The sequence below is a fragment of the Luteimonas sp. Soil_N_1 genome (assembly GCF_057656255.1).
In genome coordinates this window covers 210,901-237,515 of the sequence record NZ_JBDGKS010000003.1, presented here as the reverse complement: position 1 = coordinate 237,515, position 26,615 = coordinate 210,901, and the positions used below count along the sequence as shown (strand labels likewise).

The following is a 26,615-nucleotide window of genomic DNA, read 5'->3' as shown; positions in this document are numbered from 1 at the left end:
CGATCACTCGATCACGCGTCTGCGGGGGAAATTCCGCAACGCCAACGGGGCGTCGCGGGCCGCAGTAAAGACCTCCAAGGCTGAAGCGCACACAAACCTTCACGCGCCTTGCACGGAATCGACACCGATACGTTCAAGTTCCGTTTACGGCCATGAGGAACCGGACGCTGTCCGAACGGTCGCGGCATGCGAATCGCGCATGCCGCGACCATCGTCGCCCGGGCGGATTCAGGGCGCAGTCACCGCTTCCACGACCGGCGCATCCACGCCGTCGATGCGCGCTTCCACTTCGAACATGCCCGCCCCGCCCCCCAGACTTTCGACACGCACCTCGTAGCGTCCCGCGGCAAGCTGCGTCGACAGGCGCGAGTTGGTGCCCGAGCCCCCGTCGTCGTCCTCGAAGGTGCCGCCCGGCCCGTTGACGTGCAGCACGGTGTCGAACTCGTCGGAGCGCGCTTCGAATGTCACCTGCGCCGCGTTCGGCACATCGAGGACGAAGCGGCGGCCGCTGCCGCCGTCGACGCGGGCGATCGCGACCTGACCCGAGACCAGCGCCGTGCCGTCGCGCGTGACCATGCCGCCCGGCAGCGGCGCATACCGCACCGCCAGCGTGAATTCGCCCCGGCCGTCGCCTTCGAGCGCGGCCGCGTTCAAGGTGTAGGTGCCGGGCTCGAGGAACAGGCGCAGCATCGAGTCGGTACCGCCGCCGCTGTCGTCGTTCTCCGCCTCGACGTTGGGACCCCGCACGCGCAGCATCGCGTCGAACGCGCCCGACGCCAGCGTGATCGTGTACAGGCCGGGACGCTCGACCTGCAGCGTGTAGTCCTTGGCGCTGCCGGTCAGCCAGTCCATGACCTCGCCCTCGCCCACCAGCGGCTTGCCGTCGTAGGCGGCGATGGCCTTGGCGCCCAGCCGGAACGGGCCGAAGGCTTCGGCGCCGCGGCCACTGACCGCGACGATGTAGTCGCCTGCAGTGGTCGCGCGGAAGGCCAGACCCGGACCTTCGCCAAGGGCGATCAGCTGGTTGTCGTTGAACACCGCCAGCGTGCCGGCGAGCGCGCCTTCCAGCGACAGCGAGACCGCCTGACCTTCGGTCAACGTCATCGAGAACCGCTGGTAGCGGCTGCCATCGCTGTAGTTGATGCCGCTCGAGGACGTGATCTCGCCCGCGACCTCGCCGTCGATCGCCAGCGCGGTCGCGCGCGCGTCCGGCTTCGCGACTGCCGCAGCGTCGTCGCTGCCGCCGACCCCCGGCACGTTCAACCCACACCCCGACAACAGCAATCCGGCCGAGACGGTCAGTGTCATGACGGCAACGCGCATGCGACGAATTCCAGCGATGGACGGCAACCGTCCGGAGCCGCGATTCTCGTCGAAGCGCAGGCAATCGGACAGGGGTCCGTCGTCGACCGGTTACGATGCCCGCCCGTTCCGTATCCGGACCCCGAGATGCCCCACGCCACCGGCCCCCTGCTGACCCGCGAGACCGCCGAGGCGATGTCGGCGGCACGAGGCGCAGGCACCTGGACGGGATCGCTCGATCTGGGTCGCAGCGTCGACACCGTGGCCTGCACCGACACGCACTGGGTGTGGCGCGGCGCCGCATATCCATGGCCGGGCAAGCTCAAGGACCGCACGATCTACAGCTGGGACGGCGACGCGTGGGGTGCGGTGTCGCGCTACGGGCGCTCGCTGATCAAGCTGGTGCCGACGCAGTGGGGCACGCCGACCTTCGAGATCGACGGCATCAAGATGCTGGTCTCGGCACGCATCGCGCCCATGGACGACGCCCGGCAGAAGGTCGCGCTGGTCGCCCCGGCCGGCAAGACCGTGCTCGACACCTGCGGCGGCCTGGGCTACTTCGCCGCGTGCTGCCTGGCGTCGGGCGTCGCGCAGATCCGTTCGTTCGAGAAGAACGAGGACGTGCTGTGGCTGCGCACGCTCAATCCGTGGTCGCCCGACCCCGATGCGCCGGAGACCGGCGGTCGACTGCACCTCACCCACGCGGATGTCTCGCAGGCGATCGTCGACATCGCCGATGCCAGCGTCGACGCGGTGCTGCACGACCCACCGCGTTTCGGCATCGCCGGCGAACTCTATTCGCAGGTCTTCTACGACCACCTCGCCCGCGTCCTGCGTCGCGGCGGCCGCCTGTTCCACTACACCGGCGCGCCGAACCGCCTGACCAGCGGCCGCGACGTCCCGCGCGAAGTCGCGCGGCGACTGGAGAAGTCGGGCCTGAAAACCGACCTCGCGCTCGACGGCGTGCTCGCGGTCAAGCGCTGAGGATCGTCCGGCCTCCGGGCAGCATGCCGCTCATACGCTGCAGTCCCTGAAGCCGCCTGGCGCGGAATTGCCCGGCACAGCAGGCCCGACACCGGGCCTGGTGGCCCGGATGTCGGGACACGATGGTCAACACGTCATCGGGCAACCGCGACGCATTCCTCGCCGGTGACGTCCGGGTCGCATGTCGGCGTCTGGTCCGCAGGCAGGCGGATACCCGCCCCGACCACGTCGTAGGCACTGGCGGCGGGTGCGTCGGCACCAACGTCCACGTAGGTGACCTGGTGGATGCTCGCTGCCTGCGCCCGACCTGCCCATTCCAGCGTCGGAATATTGACCGCGCCCTCGCCCACGATCGGCAGCAGCGAGCCGTCCGGTCGCAGTGCATGGAAGTACGCCGGCGGTTGGCCGACCCGTGCAACGGTCTGGGCGTCCAGGCCGGTCACATGGATCGGCGCCGCAGGCTGGCCGATCCCGCCAGTCGCGGCCCAGGTGCCGCTGCCGTTGTAGAGCCGGTCGGTGCCGTCCTGGCGCAGGTCGCCGACCACCGAGAGGTAGACGTCTGCCGTGCCGGCATCGACGGTGAACGCACTGCCGTTGAGCGAGGCCAGCGTCAGCGCGCGTCCATTGGTCAGGCTGAAGCCGCTGCGCGCAGTGAAATCACCGACGCGTTCGATCCGGTTGTCGACGAAGGTGCCGGCATCGCCGAGCACGACTGCGCCGCCCGCACGACCGCTGAGCGTCCGCGCGACCAGCTGGCCACCGGTGCCCTGGGTGATGCCGCCGGTGCTCTCCAGTCGCAGATCATCGGCAGCGACACGCGCGTCGATCGCCAGATCGCCGTCGATCGCGAGCCGCAGGCTGCCGCCCGCGTCCACGGCGCCGTCGATCGCCAGCGACTGCGCATTCGCCAGGCGGATGCCGTCAGCCGAGAACGCCCCGAGTCTGTCGATACGGTTGCCGCCCTCGAGCGTGGCGCTGCCGTCCACCGTACCGGTCAGCTTTCCGGCGGCGATGCGGCCCGCGGTCTGCGTCAGTGCGCCGCCGCTCTCCAGCGCCAGCGTGCCACCGGCATCGACGTCATGACCGAGGGTGATGCCCGAAGCGCCATGCAGGACGATGTCGCCACCGGCCAGCGCACCGCGCGTGGTCAGGCTGCCACCGCGCGCCACAAGCTGCAGCGCACCGGTGCCGGTATCGATCGCCTGCGCCGGCAACGTGAGCGCACCGCCTGCAACGATCTGCACATCACGATCGGCAGCGGATGCCAGACGTGACAGCGTCAGGTCGTTCGCGTCACGCAGCGACACCGCGCCCCCTGCCACGTCGACCGTGCCGGTGAAGTCGTTCCCGGCATGCGCCAGCGTGACATCACCCGTGCCCGCATCGATCCGCGTGGTTCCGCCGACATGCAAGGCGCTGGACTGCGTGATGCCGTCCGCGCCACTGCGCGCGGCCAGTGCACCGCCAACGACGACATCGCCGAAGTCGAGGGCGCCCTGGCTGTCGACGGTCAGTGCGTCCGCGCGCACCGTGCCCAGCGCGAGTGCGTTCGCGTCGGCCACCGTCACCGCGCCGCCCGCCAGGTGCACGCGACCGGCGAAGTCGTTGCCGGCATCGTCGAGCGTAATCGCGCCCGCGCCTGCCGCGATGGTGCTGTCGCCGCCGACCGCCAGTGCACCCGACTGGGTCACCGCGCCAACGTTCGAGGTCGCGACCAGATCGCCGTCGATACGCCCCTGACCCAGGTCGAGCGCGCCTTGGCTTCTGACCGTCAGCGTATCCGCTGCGACCGGGCCCAGACGCAGAGTATTGGCGTCGACGATCGCGACCGTGCCACCGGACAGCGACACGCGCCCGCTGAAGTCGTTGCCGTCATCCGTCAGCGCAATCGCGCCGCCGCGGGCATCGAACGCCGCATCGCCGCCAACACGGAACGCGGCGGACTGTGCGATGCCGCCGCTGCGTGCGGTGATGCCGAGATCACCCGCCACATCCACACCTGCAGCCAACGAGACGCTGCCCGCGTCGATCGACAGGGACGCCAGTGCCGCATCGCCACCCACTGCGGCCCCGAAACCGGCGTGACCGCCGGCCTCGACCGCCAATGCGTGCGCACCGTCGACGGTGTCGACGAAGGTCACATCGCCACCGGCAGTCAAGGTCACGTCCGACTGCAGACGGACCGCGCCGTCGTAGGTCTGATGCGCGTCCGTGTCGACATTGCCCAGCAGCACGATCGTGTCCGCCGTCGCATGCAGATCGCGCGCCCCCAAGGCCTGCAGTGCAAGCGTGCCGCCATCGCGGATCGCGATGTCACGACCTGCAACTGCGACCGCACCAGTGAAGTCGTTGCCGGCGTGGGTCAGGGTGATATCGCCGATGCCGGCATCGATCGTCGTGGTGCCCGCGACCTCGAGTGCGCCGGTCTGGGTCACCGCGCCATCGTGCGAGGTGGCCACCAGCGCACCGGAGACCGTGGCGGTACCGAGATCGAGTGCGCCGTGACTGGTCACGGTCAGCGTGCCCGTATCGACCGTCCCGAGTTGCAGGGCGTTGCGGTCCTGGACTGTGACCGCGCCACCCGCGAGCGAGACAGCGCCGGCGAAGTCGTTGTCGACATGGCGCAAGGTGATGTCTCCGGCGCCCGCATCGAACGCGCTGCTGCCACCGACCGACAGCGCACCCGTCTGGGTGATCGCGCCATCGTGCGAACGTGCGTCCAACGCACCGGCGAGCGTAGTGGTGCCGAGATCAAGCGCACCATGACTGGCCGCATCGAGCGACGCGGCGGTCACATTGCCGAGCTGCAGCGCATTGCGATCGACGATGGCGACCGCGCCGCCATCCACGATGTCGACTGTGCCGGCGAAATCGTTGCCCGCATGGGCCAGCGTAATGTCGCCGCCGTTCGTGCCGAGCACGGTAGTGCCGCGAACGTCGAACGCGCCCGACTGCGCGATGCCGCCGGTCTCGACGGCAATCTTCAGATCACCGTCGATGATGACTGCGTCCGATGCCGCGAAGCTGCCGGCCTCGATGTCGAGACCTGCGAGTGCGGTTGTGCCACCGATCGCACCTTCGAAAAGCACGCTGTTGCCGGCCTCGATGTCCAACGTGTGTGCGCCGTCGAGCGTGGCGCCGAAGGCGACACCGCCACCGGCGGCCAGCGCCACGTCGTCCTCGAGCCGCACCGCGCCTGCGAAGTTCTGATCCTCATCACTCGACACGTTGCCGCGCAGGGCGATCGTGCTCGCTGACGCGTGCAGGTTGCGTGCGTCGACGCCGCCCAACGCCAGGGTATCGGCAGCACGGATCGCGAGATCGCCACCGGTGAGTGCAACCGTGCCGGCAAAGCGGTTGTTCGCCTGCAGCAGCGTGATGTCACCGACGCCCGCATCGAGCGTACTGATGCCACCGACCGACAGCGCGCCCGTCTGTGTAATCGCGCCATCGTGCGAACGTGCGTCCAGCGCGCCGGCGATCGTGGCGGTGCCAAGGCCGAGCGCACCGTGGCTCGTCGCATCGAGCGACGCGGCGGTCACATTGCCGAGCTGCAGCGCATTGCGATCGACGATGGCGACCGCGCCGCCATCCACGATGTCGACCGTGCCAGCGAAATCGTTGTCCGCGTGGGTCAGCGTGATGTCGCCACCGTGCGTGTCGAGCAGGGTAGCGCCGCGAATGTCGAACGCGCCCGCCTGCGCGATGCCGCCGGTCTCGACGGCAATCTTCAGATCACCGTCGATGGAGACTGCGTCCGATGCCGCGAAGCTGCCGGCCTCGATGTCGAGACCGGCGAGCGCGGTCGTGACGCCAACAGCACCGTCGAAGCGCACCTGCTCACCGGCATCGATCTGCAGCGCGTGCGCGCCATCGACCGTGCCGCCGAAAGCGACACCACCACCTGCAGCCAACGCGACGTCACCATCGAGCCGCACCGCACCCGTGTAGTCCTGGTCTTCGTCGCTCGACACGTTCCCGCGGAGGGCGATCGTGGTCGCGTTCACGCTCAGATTGCGTGCGTCGACGGCGCCCAGTACCAGCGTGTTCGCGTCGCGGATCGCGACGTCGCGTCCGGCCAGCGTGACGGTACCGGCGAAATCGTTGTCCGCGTGGGCGAGGGTGATGTCGCCGGTGCCTGCATCGAGCATGCTGGTGCCACCGACCGACAGCGCACCCGTCTGGGTGATCGCACCATCGTGCGAACGTGCGTCCAGCGCGCCGGTGATCGTAGTGCTGCCAAGGTCGAGCGCACCACGACTGCTCACATCGAGCGACGCAGCAGTCACGCTCCCGAGCTGCAGCGCATTGCGATCGACGAGGGCAACCGCACCACCGTCCGCGATATCGACCGCGCCGGTGAAATCGTTGCCTGCATGGGTCAGCGTGATGTCGCCGCCATTCGTGTCGAGCACGGTAGTGCCGCGAATGTCGAACGCGCCCGCCTGCGCGATGCCGCCGGTCTGGACGGCAATCTTCAGATCGCCGTCGAGTGTGACTGCATCCGATGCCGCGAAGCTGCCGGCCTCGATATCGAGACCTGCGAGTGCGGCTATGCCACCGATCTCACCGTCGAAGTGCACCTGCTCACCGGCATCGATCTGCAGCGCGTGCGCGCCATCGACCGTGCCGCCGAAAGCGACACCACCACCGGCGGCCAACGCGACGTCACCATCGAGCCGCACCGCGCCCGCGTAGGCCTGATCCTCATCGGTCGACACCGGTCCGCGCAGGCCGATCGTGTGCGCGGTCGCGCTCAGATTGCGTGCGTCGACAACGCCAAGTGCCAGCGTGTTCGCGTCGCGGATCGCGACGTCGCGTCCGGCCAGCGCGACCGGACCAGCGAAATCGTTGCCCGCGTGGGTCAAGGTGATGTCGCCGGCGCCCGCATCTAGCGCACTGATTCCACCGACCGACAGCGCCCCCGTCTGGGTGATCGCGCCATCGTGCGAACGTGCGTCCAACGCGCCGGCGAGCGTGGTGGTGCCGAGATCAAGCGCACCATGACTGGTCGCATCGAGCGACGCGGCGGTCACATTGCCGAACTGCAGCGCATTGCGATCGACGATAGCGACCTCGCCGCCATCCACGATGTCGACCGTGCCGGCGAAATCGTTGCCCGCGTGGGTCAGCGTGATGTCGCCACCGTGCGTGTCGAGCAGAGTAGCGCCGCGAATGTCGAACGCGCCCGCCTGCGCGACGCCGCCGGTCTCGACGGCAATCTTCAGATCACCGTCGATGGTGACTGCGTCCGATGCCGCGAAGCTGCCGGCCTCGATGTCGAGACCGGCGAGCGCGGTCGTGCCGCCTACAGCGCCATCGAAACGCACACTGCTGCCGGCCTCGATGTCCAACGCGTGCGCGCCATCGACTGTGCCGTCGAAAGCGACACCACCACCGGCGGCCAACGCGACGTCACCATCGAGCCGCACCGCACCCGTGTAGTCCTGGTCTTCGTCGCTCGACACGTTGCCGCGGAGGGCGATCGTGCTGGCAATCACGCTCAGGTTGCGTGCGTCGACTTCGCCCAGCACCAGCGTGTTCGCGTCGCGGATCGCGACGTCGCGTCCGGCCAGCGCGACGGTACCGACGAAATCATTGCCCGTATGGATCAGCGTGATGTCGCCCGTGCCTGCATCGAGCGTACTGATGCCACCGACGGACAGCGCGCCCGTCTGGGTGATCGCGCCATCGTGCGAGGTGGCCGACAGCGCACCGGCAACTGCCGTGGTGCCAAGGCCAAGCGCGCCGTGGCTGGTCGCGTCCAGCGACGCGGCAGTCACGTTGCCAAGCCGCAGCGCATTGCGATCGACGAGGGTGACCGCACCACCATCCACGATGTCGACCGTGCCGGCGAAATCATTACCCGCATGGGTCAGCGTGATGTCGCCGCCGTTCGTGCCGAGCAGGGTAGCGCCGCGAATGTCGAACGCGCCTGACTGCGCGATGCCGCCGGTCTCGACGGCAATCTTCAGATCACCGTCGAGGGTGATCGCATCCGATGCGACGAAGCTGCCACTATCGATCTCGAGTCGGTCCAGTGCGGCACTGCTGCCGACAGCGCCGTTGAAACGCACCTGCTCGCCGGCTTCGATCTGCAGCGCCTGCGCGCCGTCGACCGTGCCGCCGAAGGCGACATCCCCGCCAGCGGCGAGCGCCACGTCAGCATCGAGCCGCACCGCGCCCGTGTAATCCTGGTCTTCGTCACTCGACACGTTCCCGCGCAGGGCGATCGTGGTCGCGGTCGCGCTCAGATTGCGCGCATCGACAACCCCAAGTGCCAGCGTGCTCGCGTCGCGGATCGCGACGTCGCGTCCGGCCAGCGCGACCGTGCCGGCGAAATCATTGCCTGCGTGGGTCAAGGTGATGTCGCCGGTACCGGCATCGAGCGCGCTGGTGCCGCCGATCGTCAGTGCGCCGGTCTGGGTGATCGTTCCGCCGTTCGAGTTGGCGCGCAGTGCGCTCTGTACCGATGTCGTACCGAGATCGAGCGCGCCATGGCTGCTGACGTCGAGCGACCTGGCCTGCACGGTGCCCAGCCGCAATGCGTTGGCGTCATGGATCGAGACCGCCCCGCCCCGCATCGAGACCGTCTGGCGGAAATCGTTGCCGGCATTGTCCAGCGTGATGCGACCGCCCAGCGCGTCGATGACTACGTTGCCGCCGATCGTCAGCGCACCGCTCTGGCTGATCACGCCACCGTTCGAGCGGGCGTCCAGCGCACCGATGAGTGTCGTCGTGCCGAGATCGAGCGGTCCCGCGCTGCTTGCGGACAGCGAGGCCGCGGACACGCTGCCGAAGGTCAGCGCGTTGCGATCCGTGATCGCCACGGCGCCGGCATCGACGATGTCGACCTGTCCACTGAAATCGTTGTCGGCACGGGTCAGGTTGATCGCACTGCCTTGCGTCGCCAGACGCGTGTCGCCCCTGACCTGGAATGCACCCGACTGGGCGATGCCGCCGCTGCCGGACGTAAGCGCCAGGTTGCCGCCACCGGTGCCGTCGTCGACGATCAGCGCGCCGCCGATCGCGATGCGTGCCGCGTCGACGTCAAGCCCGGCGAGCGCCTGGCTGCCGCCGATTGCACCGGCAAAGCGCACGCCGCCGTCACCTGCACGCAAGGTCAGGGCGTGCCGGCCATTGGCGGCCGAGTCGACCGTGCCGGTGAACGCGATGTCACCCGACGCGCTGTCCAGCGCCGTGTCGGCATCGAGTACGACGCCGCCCCGGTAGGTCTGGTCGCCCGACGTGGAGATGGCAGACGCCATGCGGATCGTCGTCGCCTGCACATCGAGGCTGGCCGCGTTCACCTGGCCGAACGCCAGGGTGTTGCTGTCGCGGATCGCGACGTGACGGCCACGCACGTCGACCCGTCCACTGAAGTCGTTGCCGGCGCCGCGCAGATCCACATCGCGCACTGCATCGAGGGTCGTCGCGCCGCCCGCGCCGATCCGACCACCGGTCTGGATGATGTCGACGCCGCTCGACAACGCGAGCGTGCCGGCCGCCGAGACATCGGCACCCAGCACCAGTCCGTCCGCGCCGTGCAGGGTCACGGCGTTGCCGCCGATTGCATGGCCCAGCGACAGGGCGCCAATCTTCGAGCGCAGTCTCAAGTGTCCCGCACCGGTGTCGACGGCGGTGGCGAGTTCCAGCGTGTCGCCTGCGAGTTCGACATTGCGTCCGGCACCGCTGGCGAGGTCGACCACCCGCAGCGTGTTCTGGCCGCGCAGAAGCACGTTGTGGCCGGCACGTACGCCCACGTCGCCATCGAACCGGTTGGCGTCAAGACCCAGCCAGATCCCGCGGGCAGCGTCGAACGATGCCGCCCCTCCGATGTCCAACGCGCCCAACTGGTTGATTTCCCCGCCGGTGGACGCGACGAGGCCGCCGCCGACGCGGCCACCCGCGAAACTCAGGTCGCCGCCGACTGCCTGCACGTCCAGATCGCCGTCGATGTCGAATGCACCCATCGATACGCGGTTGCCGACGAGCGTGGCATCGCCCGCGATCCTCGCGTTGGACAGAAACAGAGTGTCCCCGCTGGTCGCGGTCAGGCTCGACACGTCGAGGCCGTTGAGCGCCAGCACCGACGCGGCATTGACGACCGCATGCTCGCCATCGAGCGACAGCCAGCCGTCGAAGCGATTGGCGGCGTCGCCCAGGATGATGTCGCCACCGGCCACGAAGCGGGCGTTGCCGCCGACGTTGTAGGCGCCCTGCTGGGTGAAGGCGCTACCGCTGTGCACAGTCAGTGCATCGGTTACGCGAATGCCGCGCGCGGAGACCGTCGCCCCTTCGAGCGTCAACGCCTGCAGCGGATTACGCGCGCCGGCAGCGGCGCCCAACGCGACCGCGTCGCGGGCTGCGAGCGTCAGTCGACCCTGGCCGTTGACGACCGCGTCGAGGGGCCCCGTCATCGCGATCGAGCCGCCCGTGCTGCGCACCGTGTAGTTACCGGTGGAGACATCCGCCACGCCGAACGCGATGTTGCCGGTGGTGGTGAGGTTGCCACCGATCGTCGTCCGGTCGCGGACACTGCGCGTATCGAACGACGACAGCGCAGTCGCGCTGCCGATGTCGCCGTTGAACGTCGACCAGCGGGCATTGACGCCGAGTGCGTAAGCACCATCCACGCGGCCACGAAAATCGACAGCGCCGTTGGTGCTGGTGAGCTGCGTATCGCGTTCGAGCAGGAGGTCACCGTCGTAGTTCTGCCACCCTTGGGTGGTGACCGGTCCGGACAGCCGCAGCTGCGGTGCTCTTGCAATCAGGGCGCCGACGTTCAGCGTGCCGAAGCGGAGCATCGCGGCGTCGCTGATGTACACGTTGTTTCCGCCCAGCGACACCGTGCCGCCGAAGGCATTGCGGCCGTTGTCGAACCTGATATCGCCATTGCTCTGCAGCGTCGTCGCACCCGCCACACTCAGCGCGCCCGTCTGCACGATGGCGCCCGTCGAAGTGGCGGACAGTGCGCCGCGGACCGCGCCGCCGCTGAAGCTGAGGCCGGTGGAGAACGCCGGGCTGCTGCTGGTCACGTCCAGGCTGCCCACAGCGAGCTGCGAAAGCGTCAACGCACCCCGATTGCGGATGCCGCTGCGGCCACCCGACGTCAGGCCGACAACCCCGCCGAACGCGTTGTCAGCGTGCTCCAGCGAGATCGCACCGCCGGCGTTGAACGTCGATGCACCCGCGACCGACAGCGCGCCGGACTGCCCGATGTCGTTGCCGGCCTGCGCGAGAAGTGCATTGCCGACGATGCCGCTGCCCAGTCCGAGTGATGTGCCCACGTTGGCCGACAGGCTGCCGCCGACCGTCACCGCACCCAGCGACAGCGCATTGGTATCGACGATCGCTACGTTACCGCTGCTCGAGAGACCCACCGCACCCTGGAAGTCGTTGTCTGCATGGGTGAGCGTGATAGCAGCGGCGTCGAGCACACTGGCGCCCGTGACGACCAGTCCACCGGTCTGGGTGATCGCGCCGCTGGCAGACCCGGCGCGCAGCGTGCCACGGACAGTCCCCCCATCGAACACCATGCCGCCTGCGCTGCGTGCGTCCAGATTGCCCACCGACAATGGGCCGAAGTGCAGTCCTTCCGCCGACACGAGCGTCGCGTCGCCACCATGGGCGAGCGAGGTCCTGCCACCGAAAATATTGCCGGCGGACCCAAGTGAAACCGAGGTCGCGCTGTCCACGGTCATGGACGAGGCGATGTCGAGCGTGGCGTCCTGCGCCTGCGTGATCGCGCCGCCGGCGGACATCGAGAGATCGCCGGTACTGATGTCGCCCCGCAACGCGATGCCGTCGCTGCCGAGTATCCGGGCACTGCCGCCTGGCGCCCTCACGTCGCCGACCAGCACACCGCCCCCCGAGCCACTCAGGACGACATCGCCACCGACGCCGTCGAACCCGGTGGCGACGATCACGCCGGACGTGTTGATCGCAGCGCCGACGATCCCGCCCGCGAAGCGCGACTGCAGGTGGACCGCCCCCCCCTGGACGGTACCGACGTTGTTCACGCCACTGCTGAAGAACGGTGCCTGCGACGCTGCTTCAGCTCTGACATGCAGACCTGTCGCCTCGGTCGTCAGACCCACCCGGGATGCGGCGGTCAGGCCGGCCTGTCGGCCGGCGCTGATGGTGCCGGAGTTCGATACTGCGCCGCCGATCAGATGAACGTCGTGCGTTGCGGAAATGGTGCCGTGGTTGATCACCATGCCCGGGGCGGTCGGCGTGTTCGACAAGGTCAGCCCGTACTGCGCGGCGGGATCGAGAAAGTCGGCCGGGTCCTGTATCACCAGCGAAGTGGCCACGAGGCTGCCGACGTTGATCGACGCACCGGACGCGACATGGATGCCGTTGCGGTTCATCAGGAACACCGCGCCATTGGAATCGATGCGGCCGAAGATCTGGCTGGCGTCGCTGTCCAGGATGTAGTTCAGCAGTGCGGCGTTGACGTTGGGCTGTTCGATCCTGACGCCCGCATCCTTGCCGATGTCGAACGTGTCCCAGGTGATCAGGCCACGGTCCAGGTTCTGCTGGATCAGCAGCGTCAAACCATCGCGGCTGATGCTGGCGATGCCACCACCGACCACCTCGCCGGTCGGCAGCTGTGTCGGATCCGGTGCCACCTGCGCCCAGACGCTGCCGGTCGCCACCGCCAGCAGCAGGGCGAGCAATGCGGGGACGGGTGCGGGGCATGCGGTCGCGGTGGCACCTGCGGCGCCACGACGGCGCACGAGCTCGGACGCGACCTGCATGCGGCCGATGGCACGGTTGAAGACCAGACTGTAGATACGGTTCATTTCAGGTTCCTCAGAACGTCATGCCGAACCGGGCCCAGACCCGGAAATCGTCGCGATCGGATGCATCGAACTTGCCACCCACGGGCACCGCGCCGGCGACGCGCAGTTCGAGGTTGTGGAGATGCGGCAGCCGGAACACGACACCCGCGCCCGCACCGTTGTAGGTGCGGCCTTGCGCCGGCGACAGGCTGCGTGGTGATGCGGTCACCCGGCCGTAATCGGCGAACACCTCGAACTGCAGCAGGTCACGCCAGGGACGTCCGCCGAATGGCGAGGCGACATCGCCGAAACCCGGTGCGTCGACCTGGTATTCGAGCGTGGCCTGGTAGCCGCGGTCGCCGAGTGCATCGGACATCGGCAGAGACCGGATGCTGTCCGGGCCGCCGAGTGCGATCTGCTCCATCGGCACCAGCACGTCATCGGTGTATTGCCCGTACACGCGCCCGAACACACGCTGCGACGGTGTGAGGTACTGCATGCGTGCAAGCGACAGCCGCAGCAGGGTGAAATCACTCGTGCGGTCGGGCGTGATCGAGTCGACACCCGGCGCCGAGCGGTCGTCGACGGCATGGCGCACGTTCGCCTGCAGCAGGTTGACGCCACGCGTCCCGCGGTCGATGTGCCGCATGACGTAGCCGAGGTCCACGACATCGAATGCCTGATCGGACAGGCGCATGCCACCGAACACCTGCAGCTGCGAGCGCTCGCGCACGTAACGCAGTGTGCCCTGCATCTGCAGCGTCGGACGGTTGAGGAAGCGCCAGTCGGCGCCGACCTGGGCGACGTTGGTCGGACCGGTGAGGTTGAGCTGCGCGAACGGGCCGCGCGTGACTTCCATCTCGCTGCGGCTGTAGCCGGCGGCCAGCGACAGCCCGTCGATGCTCGGCACCGGCACGTTCCAGCCGAACGAGGCGAAGTCGCTCTGCGCCGGGTCGTAGCCACGCGCGTAGCCCACACTGAGCACGTCGCCCAGCCCCAGCGCGTTGCGCCAGGCCAGGCCGATCTGCGCCCGGTAGCGGCCGGTCAGTTCGATGCCGTGGTTGCTGGCACCGATGGAGATCGCGTACGGACGCGCCTCGTCGGTGGCGGTGACGAGCAGATCGGTCTCGCCGGTGGCGGCGCCGGGCTGCAGCACGGCCGAGGTCGCCACGCCGGGAATGTCGCGCATCGTGAGCAGCGCGGCTTCCAGCGCGTCGCGATGCAGCGTGTCGCCCGCCAGTCGCCGTGCGGGGGCCGCGATCGTCGACGCGCGCACGCGGTCGTTGCCCTCGACGATCACCTGGCCCAGACGTCCTTCGAGCACCGCGATTTCAACGATGCCGTCATCGCCGATCGACTGCGCCGGAAGGTAGGCCGTCGACACCACGAACCCCGCCTCGCGATAGGCCGCGGTGACAGTCGTCGCGACATCGGCGATCCGGTCGAAATCGAGCGTCACGCGATCGGCGCCGCCCGCCAGCGCTGCGAAACGCGCGTCGAGCAGCGCCTGCATGGCAGCCGGCGTGATGCCGTGTCCGGGATGCTCGCCCACGCCGCTGATGCGGAAGCCGCGGATCTCGACCTCGCTGACCGGCGCCTGCGCGCGCTCGCGCACCGGCGGCACCACGGGCACGTCCGGCACCGCTTGGCGCAGCGGCGCACGCAGGGCGTCTTCCTGGTCGCCGGGCTGCCAGCCGGTCGGTGGCGGGACGCCCTGCGCAAACGCCAGTGCCGGCGCCATCAGGCCGAGTGCACATGCACGCGCCAGACATTTGCGCGACACACGCGCACGCGGACGCCATTGCGTCCCTGCAAACTCGAACATGCCCCTGCTCCTTGAACCACATCATCTACGCCGCCGCGATGGCAGCCAGTCCAAGCACCGTCGCAACTGCCAGCCAGCGCCGTGGCGCCGGCATTCCCCTGCGGGTACACGGGCACTCCCGACACGGCGGGTACCTGCGCGACACCGCGGCACACCCGTATGCGCGTGCATCGGGACCACAGCGCCCAAGCTAGAACGATGCCGCGATCGGCACGCGACGAATCGTCTCAATCGCGACCGGTCGCGGACGATCGTCCGTGCCGGGCGTCCGACACGGCTTCTGGATGGGCCCGGGCGTGGATCGCGTCCCGGCTCGCAGGTGTCGGCGCAGCATCGGAGCCAGCCGCATGCAGCAACCGCCGGACTCAGGCCAACCTGGACGCCAGCCAGGCCCGCGCGAACCGGAGGTCCCGCTCGACCGTGGGCACCGACACCGCCAGTGCTTCGGCGATCTCCGGGACCGTCAGGCCTGCGAGTTCCTTGAGGCAGACCACGTCGGCCTTGCGGGCATCGATCCGCGCCAGTTGCGCGAGTGCATCGGCCAGCGTCGCAAGGTCGGCCGGCGGCGTGCCCGGCGCCTCCAGCTGCACGGTAAGCGTGACATGGGCACCACTGCGCTTGGCGCTGGCCTGCCGCCGCGCAAGGTCCACCAGGAAGTGCCGCATCTGCAGGGATGCAGTGGCGTAGAAATGATGACGGGAGGCGAAGTCCTGCCCGCTGGCCGCCAGCCGCAACCAGGCTTCGTTCACCAGCTCGGTGGGCTGCAGCGGCGCGGCATGCTCGCGCGCCAGGCGTCCACTGGCCGCGCTGTGCAGCTGCCGGTACACCAGACCTGCGAGGTCGTCCCCGGCCCCACGATCGCCCTGCTGCCAGGAGACGATCAACTGGGTAATCCCGTCATCGTCTGAAACGCCCACCAGGCCTCCACGGGATGCGCGTTCGCGGAAACGGATGCGCGGAACGGAGATTCTGACGACAACGATGCATGACGGTCCACCTTGCACGGATGGTCAGGTGCCGGGACCGGAATCGGGAATGACGGGTTTGCGCTACCATTTTCGTCATCTCCGGTGGCCGCGCTCCGGATACAGCGCACCGCCCCGGCCCGCGATGTCCAGCCTCCGAATCCGAGTGGAATGCACGATTCCCAGTTAAACGCGCCGGCCGATCCGGGCGGCGGCGAAACACGGCAGTGGCAGCGGGTCGGATCGTTGTTCGACGCCGTCTGTGACCTGCCCGCCGAACAGTGGGAAGACACGCTCGTGCGGCTGGGTCACGACGTGGAGGACATCCGCGCCACGCTCGATCTGCTGCGTGCGCGGACGCAGCAGCTGCACAGCGTGGAGCGGTCCATGGCCCAGGCGCGCACGCTGGAACCGATCGCGCCCGAGGCGATGGTCGGCCAGCATCTGGGGCCGTGGAAACTGCTGCAGCCGATCGGTGTGGGTGGCATGGGGGTCGTGTTTCTCGCCAGCCGGGCCGATGCGCTGTACGAGCGACGGGTCGCCATCAAGCTGCTGCAGCGACGCCACGACGTGCCGTCTGCGGAACGTCTGGTCGAAGAGCGGCAGATTCTGGCCGGTCTGGAAATCCCCGGCATCGCACGTCTGTACGACGCCGGCATCTCCGGCGACGGGCGCGCCTATCTGGTGATGGAATACGTCGAGGGCACGACGCTCGATGCGTATGCCGCGACATTGGATCTGCCCGCGAAGCTGCGTCTGATGCAGGCGATCTGCGCGATCGTGCATGACGCGCATACGCAACTGATCGTCCACTGCGATCTCAAGCCCGGCAACATTCTGGTCGACGCGGACGGCCGCCCGGTCCTGCTGGATTTCGGCATCGCACGCCTGCTGGGAGAGGGGCGCCTCGGGGCCGCGCAGCCCGCCATCTTCGCCAGCCCTGCCTATGGCAGCCCGGAACTGCTCGAAGGCCGCAACGTGGGTGCGCCTGCCGACGTTTTCAGTCTCGGCGTCATGCTCGCCGAACTCCTGACCGGGCATTCCGCGTCGCGACGTCCGCAGGACACGCGCACGCCTATCGCACGTCCGAGCACGCATGCGACGCTGGCGCCCGCGCTGCGTCGGCGGCTGCGCGGCGATCTCGATGCCATCGTGGAGAAAGCCTGCGCATTGCAGCCTGCCGACCGCTACCAGGGCGCGGACGCACTGGCCCGCGACCTTGCGCGTTATCTCGAACACCGTCCGGTCTCCGCCCGCCCCCGGGCACGCGCGCATGCAACGGGTCTGGCACTACGACGGCACTGGCGGTCGGCGCTCATTGCGGTCGCGGTCGCGACCGGGGCCGGGCTGATGGTGCAGCGTCTGGCGGACGCCCGCACCGATGCGGAAAGCAACGCCCAGCTCGCCTCGCATGTGAGCGACTTCCTCGCCGCTTCGTTCCAGGCCGTCGACCCGGTCATCCAGCAGGGCCGCGAACCCAGTGCACGGGACGTCCTGGACCAGGCCCGCATCCGGATCGACCAGGATCTGTCGGCGGCGCCGGCGTTGCGTGCGCGGCTCAACACCGTACTCGGCCGTGCCTACATGAATCTCGGGCAGCCGGTCATCGCCACGGAACTGCTCACGCACGCGGCCGAGGCGCTGGAGCGGTCCGGCGAGCGGACGCAAGCAGCCGGTGTGCATGCGGATCTCTCCCGGCTTGCGAGCCAGTCCGGCGAGTACCCGCGCGCGATGGAACAGGCACGACACGCGACGACACTGCTTGATGCGTCCCCGATCGCCGCCGCGCCGACGCGCCTGACCGCCCTGCATGCACTTGCAGTGGCCCAGGCCGGACTCGGGGACGCCGCAGCGGCAGAGGCCGTGCTGCAGGACGCGCTGGCACTGGCCGATACGCAGGACTCGCACGCCACACTCGACGTGATGCGCAGTCTGGGTGCCGTCTACCGCACACAGGGGCACCTCGAACGCTCGACCTCGATCCTGGAGCAGGCGCTGTCGGACTCGGCGAAAACCCATGGCCTGCAGAGCGTGGAATACCAGCGCAGCCTCTATGCCCTGTCCCTGACCCACCAGGCGGCCGGCAGGACCGATCAGGCGACTGCGCAGGCCGAAGAAGCAGTCGCATTGGCGCAGCGGCTGTACGGCGCGAACAGCCGCCACACCGCCGACGCCGAACGCTGGCTGGCCGGCATGTATCTGGATTTCGGGCGCTACCACGCCGCCACGCGCACCTTCGAACAGGCGCTGCGCAGCATCGAGGCCGTGGAAGGGCCGCGCTCCACTACATGGGCGTCCGCACGCTTCGGCTACGGCGTGGTGAAAGAGGCCAGCGGAGATCTGCCCGCAGCGCTGTCCATCTATCGCGAGGCACTCGATCTGAACCGGCAACTCCTGGGCCGGGAGCATCCCGGGCCGATGGGCATGCAGATGACGCTCGCCAGACTGCTGATGCGGATGCAGCAACTGGACGAGGCGGGGCCCCTGCTGCGGGAAGCCGCGCGGTTCCAGCGCGCGCGCGCGGGCGAGGACAGCCCAGGAGCACTCACGGTCGAACTGATCGAGGTGGAGTGGGACATCCGCTCGGGACGCTTTGCCCAGGCACGCGCGCGCCTGGACCGGCTCGCCGAAGCGCGCGACGCGGTGCCCGAACCGCTGTGGCTGCGCTGGCGCATGCAGGACGCGCTGTTGGCGACCCGCTCGGGCCACTACGCGGACGCGGCGACGAACTGGGGCAAGGTGGTGGAGATCTTCTCCGACCAGTACGGCAGCGACAGCACGGCGACGGCGAAATGGCGTGTGCTCTGGGCCGACGCACTGTTCCGGAACAACCAGCAGGCGCAGGCCCGGCAGGAACTGGCACGCGCATTGCCGGCTCTGACGGAGCTGGCGGTCAACGCCGACTTCCTGCAGACCGCCCGCCCGCTCGCCCGCACGCTCGGCGTCCGCCTGCCTGCGGATCTGCCACAACCGCGCGAGACCGGGCAGGACTCGAGCATCGCGCTGGACATGCCGCCCGTGGCGCAGTGGTGACCGGCACGCGCCATTGAGTTCTCGCTGCGACGGCCACGCGGCATCGTGGCGCTGTGCCCGCGCCCCCGGGACGATGGACCGCCGATCAGGGTGCCGGACGTCCACCCGCGTCCGATTGAAGGTGGCCTGATGGGTTTCCGCATCGTTCTGCGCATTGCCTGATTGGGGGCGATGCAGCCTCCGCACAGGGGGCTGCGCATGGAACGGATCGAGGGACTGGACGGCACCGCCGCCGTCAGGGGCTGGCGGACGGTCGAGGCTGGTGGCGACGACCCACGCGTGTCGCGGATCCTGCGCTGTATCGAGGCGCATCTCGACGATCCCGCACTGGATTGCGAGATGCTCCAGCGGTTGTTCTTCGTGTCGCGCCCCACGCTGTACCGCATGTTCCAGCCGCTCGGCGGCGTCGCGCGCTACATCCGCGAGCGCCGGCTGCTCGCAGCCCGGCATCGGCTGCATGCCGAGCCCGAGCACAGCATCACGTGGCTGCTCTACGACCTGGGATTCGAATCGGAACGCCAGTTCCAGCGTGCCTTCCAGGCCCGCTTCGGGATGTCGCCCTCGCGCTGGCGCAGCCAGTGCAGGCGGGAGCGGACACCGCCGACGTTGCGCGTGTCCACGCACTGCGCCTGAGGCTTCCTGCAGGAGCGCCTGTCGTCAGCTGCGCTCAACGCAACGGTGTGGACAGCAGGCCGCGCCGGCGGAACCACATTTCCACCGGGATCGTCACCAGCGGCGGAATCGCGGCGAGCAGAGCGACCAGCACCGCCCATAACGGCCAGCGCAGACGGATCCATGCGAACAGGCTGACGACGACATACACCAGGAATGCAACACCGTGCAGTCGGCCGAAGAACCACACACCGAGGTCGGTGGTCTGCGTGCCGTACTTGAGCAACATGCCGACCAGCAGTCCGGCCCAGGTCAGGGCTTCGAAGAACGCCGCGGCGACGAAGATACGACCGGCGGCGGACAGCGGACGAGGCGGCATGCGGTGTTCCGTGGACAGGGCATCGCAGTGTAATGGGCGTGTCGTCGCGTGATGCCTCTCGATGCCCATTTTCAACGCGGATCCCTCCAGGATTCCCGTCCCGCACCCACCACAAGCGACCATGACGGTGATCGACGCGCAGCGCGCGGCATCAAAGTCGCTCGTGCGGCTGACCATGACGCTGCTCGATGCCCGCGCCCGCGAACGCACGCTCGAACGCGAAGCTCTCGTCGCGACGGCCGCATCTGCGCTGGCACCTGCCGATACCAGCGCTGCGTTGGAAGATCCCGGCTACACGCTGACGCTGATCGAGCTGCAGGACCTCGCGGATACTGCCGCGCGCCAGGGCGAACGCGGCGCCGGGAAATGCTGCAGGAGCTTGACGCCGCGCTCGAATCGGCCTTGCCATCTGGCGTGCCGGTGCAGTGCGCCGCAGCAGCGGGAGCGGCGAGCACGTCGCGGTACGGCACGGCGCCATTGCCGCACGCACGCTCGAACCCCTGCAGACCGGGATGGACACGCGCTCCGCCGCGCATGGCCTGCGTTTCCTCACCGGCACCACGCAGAGCGCGGCCAGCGAGCGCACCGGCATGTTGGTCCTGCGCGCCGAAGCCGACCTGCTCGACCGCAAGGCGGCGCAGACCCCGCACTGAGCCTGCGATCGAACGTCAGCGCGCGACCCAGCCGGTCGCACGCTCGACACCGAACCGCATCTGCGGCGGCAACTGGAAAATGAAATAGGGATTGATCGACGGCGGCACGCTTGCAGCATCCAGCCGCGCCTGCTGCGCCGCGCTGAATTTGATATCGAGCGACGCGATGTTCTGCTGCAGCTGTGCGACGCGGCTGGCGCCGACCAGCACCGACGACACGCCGGGGCGTCGCGCCGTCCACGCGAGTGCGACCTCGGCCATCGAACGGCCGATCTCGTCGGCCACCGCGCGCACCATATCGACGGTGTCGAAGTTGCGTTCGGTGAACAGCATCCCGCCGAACGGGTTGTCGCCATCGAGGCGGCCGTCGTCATCGCTGCGTGGCCGGTTGGCGCCGCTCGCATCGCCAGGCAGTCGAGATGCACGCGCGGCATCGCCGAGCTTGTCACGACCGTACTTGCCGGTCAGCAGACCGCCACCGAGCGGGCTCCACGGCACCAGACCGAGACCGAGCGCATTGCCGGCTGGCAGGATCTCGAGTTCGACGCCGCGATCGAGCAGCGAGTACTGGTACTGCAGGCCGATCGGTACCGGCAGGCCGTGTGCCTGCGCCAGCGTCGCCACCCGCGCGACGTACCAGGCCGGTGTGTTCGAGAAGCCGTAATGCAGGATGCGGCCGGATCGCACCGCATCGGTCATCGTCTGCAGCACTTCCTCCGGCGGCGTCAGCCTGTCCCAGACGTGCATCCAGTAAAGATCGATGTAATCGGTGCGCAGGCGCGTCAGCGAACAATCGAGCGCGGTGCGGATGTTCTTCGCGCCGTTGCCGCCGCCGTGTGCGTTGCCTTGCCCACGCGGGAAGCCGGACTTGGTGGCCAGCACGATGCGATCCCGCAGCCCGGCATCGGCAATGAAGTTGCCCAGCATCTCCTCGCTGCGTCCGCCCGCGTACAGATCCGCCGTGTCGACGAAGTTGCCGCCTGCCTCGACGTAGGCGTCGAACACGGCGCGCGACGCGGTGGCATCGGTGCCCCAGCGCTCGGCCCCGAAGGTCATCGCGCCCAAAGCGAGCGGGCTCACCAGCAGGCCGGAACGGCCGAGGCTGCGGTAATGGGTCAGGTCCATGGGAATCTCCAGTCGTGGCGCCGCGGGGGTGGCGAGGTGCACACAGGCTAGTTGCGATGGCCGCGCAGGATTAGCCGTTGCCGGCCGCATGGCCTTGTGAGCACACTGCAGCAATGCAACGAGGCGAACTCAACGATCTGCTGGCATTCGCGGCCGTGGCCCGCGCGCGCAGCTTCACGAAGGCGGCCGGCACGCTGGGCATGTCGCCCTCGGCACTGAGCCACGCGATGCGCGGCCTCGAGACGCGGCTCGGCGTGCGCCTGCTCGCGCGCACCACGCGCAGCGTTGCGCCGACCGAGGCCGGCGAACGCCTGCTGCGGTCCCTGACACCGGCGCTCGCGGAGATCGAACACGGACTGCTGGCACTCGGCGACTGGCGCGATGCACCGTCGGGCACGGTCCGCATCACGACGTTCGCCTATGCAGCGCAGATGGTGCTCGAACCGAAACTGCCGGCGTTCCTGCTGGCCAATCCCGACGTGCGAGTGGAAGTGAGCATCGACAACGGCCTGAGCGATCTCGTCGGCGAAGGCTTCGACGCGGGCATCCGCTTCGGCGAAGACGTCGACCGCGACATGATCGCCGTGCGCGTCGGTCCGGACCTGCGCACGATCGTCGTCGGCACGCCGGACTATTTCGCCCGCCACGCACCGCCGGTTTCGCCCGGCGATCTCGATCGCCACGCCTGCATCGGCTACCGGCTCAAGAGCACCGGCGGTCTGCTGCCGTGGGAGTTCGAACGCGATGGTCGCGACTACAACGTGCGCACCCAAGGCCCGCTGGTCGTCGACGAAGTGCCGCTGACACTGGCCGCCGTGCGCGCCGGTGTGGGCCTGGGGTACGTGATGGACCATGAGGTGGCCGACGATCTCGCCACCGGTCGCCTGGTGCAGGTGCTCGATGCCTGGTGCCCGACGTTTCCCGGCTACCACCTGTATCACCCGAGCCGCCGTCAGACACCGCCAGCGTTGCGGGCACTGATCGATGCCTTGCGGCACGTGGACTGATGCATAGAGGCTGCGCAGCGGCGGAATCGCATCATGCGCACCACGTCCTCCCGCGGCATTTGGCGGGTCACGTGCGGCTCACCGCACCCTCGCCACCCTGTCGATCCCCACCCGATCGATGGAGCCGTCATGAAAATGTTGAGGATCGTTGCCGCTGGCGCGGCGAGCTATTTCGCATTCCGCGCGTGGAAGCGCAAGCGTGATGCGCAGACCGTACTGCCGCAGCAGGACCTGCGATCGCTGCCGGACGCAGGCGCGCGCACCGCGCCGCACGGCGATCCGCTGATCGCGGACGAAGATCTCGACACGTCGGTGCCGCGCAGCACCTCGCACTCGAGTCCCGGATTCGGCGCGCCGTAAGCGATCCACGAAACCGGGCATCCCGCGCGCGATGGCGGATGCCCGCTGCTCGATGGGCGCTGGAACACCAACGGCTCCAGCGCCCGACGCGTGTATTCCATCCGAGAGGCCTGGCGCGATCGAACGCCACGTCGCGTGCGTGACGTCCCCGGATCAGGGCAATGCGGCCTCGCTCGACCCGGCCGGCTCGCGCCGCATCTCCCGCCACCAGGCGCTGCCCGGCTGCGGCGCGGTCAGATCGACACGCTCACCCATGCGCGGTGTCGCGAGGCGCACGCCCTGCTCGGCCGCGATCGCGCTGACGCGTTCGAACGGGTCATCCCAGGCGTGCATCGCGAGATCGAAAGTGCCGTTGTGCACCGGCAACAGCACGCGTGCCTGCAGGTCGACGTGCGCCTGCACGGTCTGCGCGGGCTGCATGTGCACGAAGGCCCAGCGGCGGTCGTAGGCGCCGGTTTCCAGCGCCGCGACATCGAACGGTCCGAAGCGGCGGCCGATCTCGGCGAAGCCGTCGAAGTAACCGGTGTCGCCGCTGAAGAAGAGTTTCAGACCGGCATCATCCGATCCCTGCGATGGATCCTCGATCACCCACGACGCCCACAGCGTGCGATCGGAATCGAACAGACCACGACCGGAGAAATGCTGCGCCGGGGTCGCGGTAAAGCGCAGGCCCTCGATCTCCGCCGACTGCCACCAGTCGAACTGCCGCACTTTGTCCGGCGGCACACCCCACGCGATGAGGCGATCGCCGACGCCGAGCGGTGCGAGGAAGACCTCGGTGCGCTGTGACAAGGCGACGACGGTTTCGCGATCGAGATGGTCGTAATGGTCATGCGACAGCACCACGCCCCGCAGCGGCGGCAGATCCTCGAGCGCGATCGGCGGTGCGTGCCAGCGCTTCGGGCCGGCGAACGAGACCGGCGATGCGCGTTCGGCGAACACCGGATCGGTGATCCAGAACCCGCCGCGCAGCTTGATCAGCAACGTCGAATGGCCGAGGCGATACAGGCTGCGGTCCGGTGCGGCATCGAGCGCGGCGCGCGTCATCGGCAGCACCGGCGTGGGCAACGGCGGCGTGGTGCCGCCGGGCTTGTTGAACATGAAGTCCCACCACAGCTTCGCGCCATTCGCGAAGCCCATCGGCGGGCGCGGCTGCGGATTGCGGAAGCGGCCCTCGGCCGATTGCGGCGAGGCCACGTGGTCGGCAACGGGCTGGCTGGTACGGACGAACGACAGGGTGCAGGCACTCACGGCGAGAACTCCAAAGACGAACAGGGTCGACAGGACCAGGCGACGCAGGATCCGGCGGCGTGGCTTGGCGGGGGAGGACGCGGACATTCGGGGATCCATGGGCAGGAACTACACCGTGCAGTGTAGTTATCGAATCGGGAAAGTAAACCCCTCGGTGTAAACTTGCGTGATGTCCGGATCCGACGACACCCCGACCCGCCTGACCGACCGCAAGCACGCGGCGATCCTCGATGCCGCCGTGGCCGAATTCCGCGCTGCCGGTTTCGAGGCGACCACGATGGACCGCATCGCAGCAGCAGCCGGCGTGTCCAAGCGCACCGTCTACAACCACTTTCCGAGCAAGGACGCGTTGTTCCTGCGCATCCTCGAAGAGATGTTCGCGCGTGGCGTCGGCGGCCCCGATCTCGCCTACCGCGCCGACCGGCCGCTGCGCGCGCAGCTGTTCGAACTGGTCGACCAGAAACTGCGTCTGCTCGACGACCCGCATTTCGTCGATCTCGCCCGTGTCGCCATCGCGGCCGGCCTGCATTCGCCCGAACTCGCGCGGCAGATGCTCGAACGCCTCGGCGATCGCGAGGAAGGCATCACCACCTGGGTGCGCGCCGCCGCCAACGATGGCCGTCTGAAGATCGACGACCCGCTGTTCGCCTCGCATCAGCTGCAATCGCTGGTAAAGGGATTCGCGTTCTGGCCGCAGATGTCGATGGGTCAACCGGCGCTCGATGCGGCGCAGCAGCGCCAGGTCGCCGAAGGCGCGGTCGACATGTTTCTCGCGCGTTACAGCTGAGGCGGTTCGCGCTCGGCGGAGTGGTTCTATCTCGCGACGCAGTCCCGGACGCCTCGCAGGCCAACACTGCGCTTGCCGACGACGGTGCATGCACCGCGCCGCACGGGGACCCGATCCTGACGGCCGATGAAGCCGATGAGGTCGCCGCGCCACGCGCCGCGCATTCGAGCTCGGGGTTCGGCGCGCCCTGAGGCGTTCGCGCCCTCGCCATCCGGCGTGAGTAAGTCCCCATTCGGGACGACGTCCCCGCATGCGGACGCCGCCGCTCAGGTCTTTGAGCCTTGCCGAGCGTGCATGCGGTCGCGCAGACGGCGTCCGCAGCGCGCGTCCTGGTGTCCTGGCGTAGTACGAACGACAGCCCCGCACTGCGCGCCACGGCACCGATCTGCCAGACTGCGCGTCCTCCGCGATTCCCGTCTGCACCCGTCCATGCGTCTGAACAAGCACATCAGCGACACCGGCGCCTGCTCCCGGCGCGAAGCCGACCGCCTCATCGGCGAGGGCCGGGTCACCGTCAACGGCATCCGCGCACGCGTGGGGGCCGAGGTGGGCGACGGCGACACCGTGATGATCGATGGCCAGGCACTGCTGCAGCGCACCGCCGCACCGGGCAAGCGCCGCCACGTCTACATCGCGCTCAACAAGCCGGTCGGCGTGACCTGCACCACCGAGGCAGCGGTGAAGGGCAACATCGTCGACTTCATCGACCATCGCGAACGCATCTTTCCAATCGGCCGCCTCGACAAGGATTCCGAAGGCCTGATCCTGCTGACCAGCAACGGCGACATCGTCAACGCGATCCTGCGCGCCGAGAACAAGCTGGAGAAGGAATACCTGGTCGCCGTGAACCATGCGGTCACCCCGGACATCCTGCGTGGCATGTCGCGTGGCGTGCCGGTGCACGGCCAGACCACGTTGCCGTGCCGCACCGCCCCGCTCGGCAAGTTCGGCTTCCGCATCACCCTGGTGCAGGGGCTCAACCGCCAGATCCGCCTGATGGCCGCGTACTTCAAGCTGCGCGTGAAGCAGCTGATCCGTGTGCGCATCGGACCGGTGAAACTCGCGCACCTCAAGCCCGGCCAGTGGCGCAACCTCACCGACGCGGAACTGCGCGCCCTGCTGCCGGGACAGGCGGAATTCTGATGCACGATGCGCTGACCATCGCCGTCGGCGAGCTCTACCAGGGCATCGGTCCGGTGCACTGGCAGGGCCGCACCTACCGCCAGTTCTGGACGTGGTTCAACGACCGCTGCATCGCGATCGTCGGCATGGCGGAGACGGCGGACCTCGACGCACTCGGCGCCGCGCTGCTGGACGTCCGCGATGCGGTCGAGGCCGCAGGCTACATGGTGCCGTCGGACCGGCTGGATGCGGTCATCGACACGGACACCTGACGCGACCCCAGCGCGCGCAGCACCCGGGGCAACCGACCTCGGGTCTTCTCCAGTGGTACCGCCAGGCGGCCTGCCCAGACTCGAACGCAGGTGCGAGGGAGGCGAACGGGCCGACCCGATGACGTTCCGCCATGACGGCGCCTCGCCGATC

General features: G+C 68.8%; 16 protein-coding genes. 9 read left to right on the top strand and 7 right to left on the bottom strand.

All coding sequences use genetic code 11. The features are described from left to right. Positions 1-228: 228 nt before the first annotated feature. Positions 229-1,323, bottom strand: coding sequence for an ABC transporter substrate-binding protein (locus AC3A4E_RS16860; RefSeq protein ID WP_487632634.1), 1,095 nt, complete (start codon positions 1,321-1,323; stop codon positions 229-231). 126 nt (positions 1,324-1,449) lie between these two features. Between AC3A4E_RS16860 and AC3A4E_RS16855 the strand changes: the two genes are divergently transcribed. Further along, entirely contained in the window at positions 1,450-2,286 is an 837-nt protein-coding gene (locus AC3A4E_RS16855) for a class I SAM-dependent methyltransferase (RefSeq protein WP_487632633.1), read from the top strand. 134 nt (positions 2,287-2,420) lie between these two features. On the opposite strand, the gene AC3A4E_RS16850 is transcribed toward AC3A4E_RS16855, so the two are convergent. The 3 genes from AC3A4E_RS16850 to AC3A4E_RS16840 all read right to left on the bottom strand — a co-directional run bounded on the left by AC3A4E_RS16850 (position 2,421) and on the right by AC3A4E_RS16840 (position 15,815). Continuing rightward, a complete protein-coding gene (locus AC3A4E_RS16850; RefSeq protein ID WP_487632632.1) occupies positions 2,421-13,094 on the bottom strand; it encodes a two-partner secretion domain-containing protein in 10,674 nt (3,557 codons plus the stop codon). A 10-nt stretch (positions 13,095-13,104) separates the two neighbouring features. Next, complete coding sequence (locus tag AC3A4E_RS16845; RefSeq protein ID WP_487632631.1) at positions 13,105-14,898, bottom strand: ShlB/FhaC/HecB family hemolysin secretion/activation protein; 1,794 nt, start codon at positions 14,896-14,898, stop codon at positions 13,105-13,107. Between the two features lie 365 nt (positions 14,899-15,263). Continuing rightward, positions 15,264-15,815 (bottom strand): ECF-type sigma factor, encoded by a 552-nt coding sequence (locus AC3A4E_RS16840; RefSeq protein ID WP_487632630.1) that lies wholly within the window; start codon positions 15,813-15,815, stop codon positions 15,264-15,266. A gap of 219 nt (positions 15,816-16,034) precedes the next feature. Between AC3A4E_RS16840 and AC3A4E_RS16835 the strand changes: the two genes are divergently transcribed. Further along, the gene (locus AC3A4E_RS16835; RefSeq protein WP_487632629.1) at positions 16,035-18,896 is read left to right on the top strand and encodes a serine/threonine-protein kinase; all 2,862 of its coding nucleotides are present in this window, start codon (positions 16,035-16,037) and stop codon (positions 18,894-18,896) included. 198 nt (positions 18,897-19,094) lie between these two features. Then, positions 19,095-19,529, top strand: a complete 435-nt coding sequence (locus AC3A4E_RS16830; RefSeq protein WP_487632628.1) for a helix-turn-helix domain-containing protein — start codon at positions 19,095-19,097, stop codon at positions 19,527-19,529. Positions 19,530-19,563: 34 nt separating this feature from the next. Here the strand turns inward: AC3A4E_RS16830 and AC3A4E_RS16825 are convergent, their stop codons facing one another. After that, positions 19,564-19,887, bottom strand: coding sequence for a DUF3817 domain-containing protein (locus tag AC3A4E_RS16825; protein ID WP_487632627.1), 324 nt, complete (start codon positions 19,885-19,887; stop codon positions 19,564-19,566). Between the two features lie 512 nt (positions 19,888-20,399). Between AC3A4E_RS16825 and AC3A4E_RS16820 the strand changes: the two genes are divergently transcribed. Further along, positions 20,400-20,540 carry a hypothetical protein gene (locus tag AC3A4E_RS16820; RefSeq protein ID WP_487632626.1) on the top strand — a complete coding sequence of 47 codons (141 nt, stop codon included), beginning with the start codon at positions 20,400-20,402 and terminating at the stop codon, positions 20,538-20,540. Positions 20,541-20,555: 15 nt separating this feature from the next. Here AC3A4E_RS16820 and AC3A4E_RS16815 read toward each other — a convergent pair whose 3' ends face one another. Next, positions 20,556-21,665, bottom strand: coding sequence for an aldo/keto reductase (locus AC3A4E_RS16815; RefSeq protein WP_487632625.1), 1,110 nt, complete (start codon positions 21,663-21,665; stop codon positions 20,556-20,558). A gap of 113 nt (positions 21,666-21,778) precedes the next feature. Between AC3A4E_RS16815 and AC3A4E_RS16810 the strand changes: the two genes are divergently transcribed. Both AC3A4E_RS16810 and AC3A4E_RS16805 read left to right on the top strand, forming a co-directional pair. Further along, on the top strand, positions 21,779-22,672 hold the full coding sequence (locus tag AC3A4E_RS16810) for a LysR family transcriptional regulator (protein WP_487632624.1): 894 nt from the start codon (positions 21,779-21,781) through the stop codon (positions 22,670-22,672). Between the two features lie 129 nt (positions 22,673-22,801). Next, positions 22,802-23,032: a hypothetical protein gene (locus AC3A4E_RS16805; RefSeq protein ID WP_232133964.1), complete on the top strand. Its 231-nt coding sequence runs from the start codon at positions 22,802-22,804 to the stop codon at positions 23,030-23,032. Positions 23,033-23,185: 153 nt separating this feature from the next. Here AC3A4E_RS16805 and AC3A4E_RS16800 read toward each other — a convergent pair whose 3' ends face one another. After that, the gene (locus AC3A4E_RS16800) at positions 23,186-24,331 is read right to left on the bottom strand and encodes an MBL fold metallo-hydrolase (RefSeq protein WP_487632699.1); all 1,146 of its coding nucleotides are present in this window, start codon (positions 24,329-24,331) and stop codon (positions 23,186-23,188) included. A gap of 121 nt (positions 24,332-24,452) precedes the next feature. Here AC3A4E_RS16800 and AC3A4E_RS16795 point away from each other — a divergent pair, with 121 nt between their 5' ends. From AC3A4E_RS16795 to AC3A4E_RS16785, 3 genes are all read left to right on the top strand, one after another. Further along, on the top strand, positions 24,453-25,070 hold the full coding sequence (locus AC3A4E_RS16795) for a TetR/AcrR family transcriptional regulator (protein WP_487632623.1): 618 nt from the start codon (positions 24,453-24,455) through the stop codon (positions 25,068-25,070). A 429-nt stretch (positions 25,071-25,499) separates the two neighbouring features. After that, positions 25,500-26,213, top strand: a complete 714-nt coding sequence (locus AC3A4E_RS16790; RefSeq protein WP_487632622.1) for a pseudouridine synthase — start codon at positions 25,500-25,502, stop codon at positions 26,211-26,213. Next, the gene (locus tag AC3A4E_RS16785; protein WP_487632621.1) at positions 26,213-26,464 is read left to right on the top strand and encodes a hypothetical protein; all 252 of its coding nucleotides are present in this window, start codon (positions 26,213-26,215) and stop codon (positions 26,462-26,464) included. Before AC3A4E_RS16790 ends, AC3A4E_RS16785 begins: the two co-directional genes overlap by 1 nt. Positions 26,465-26,615: the final 151 nt, after the last annotated feature.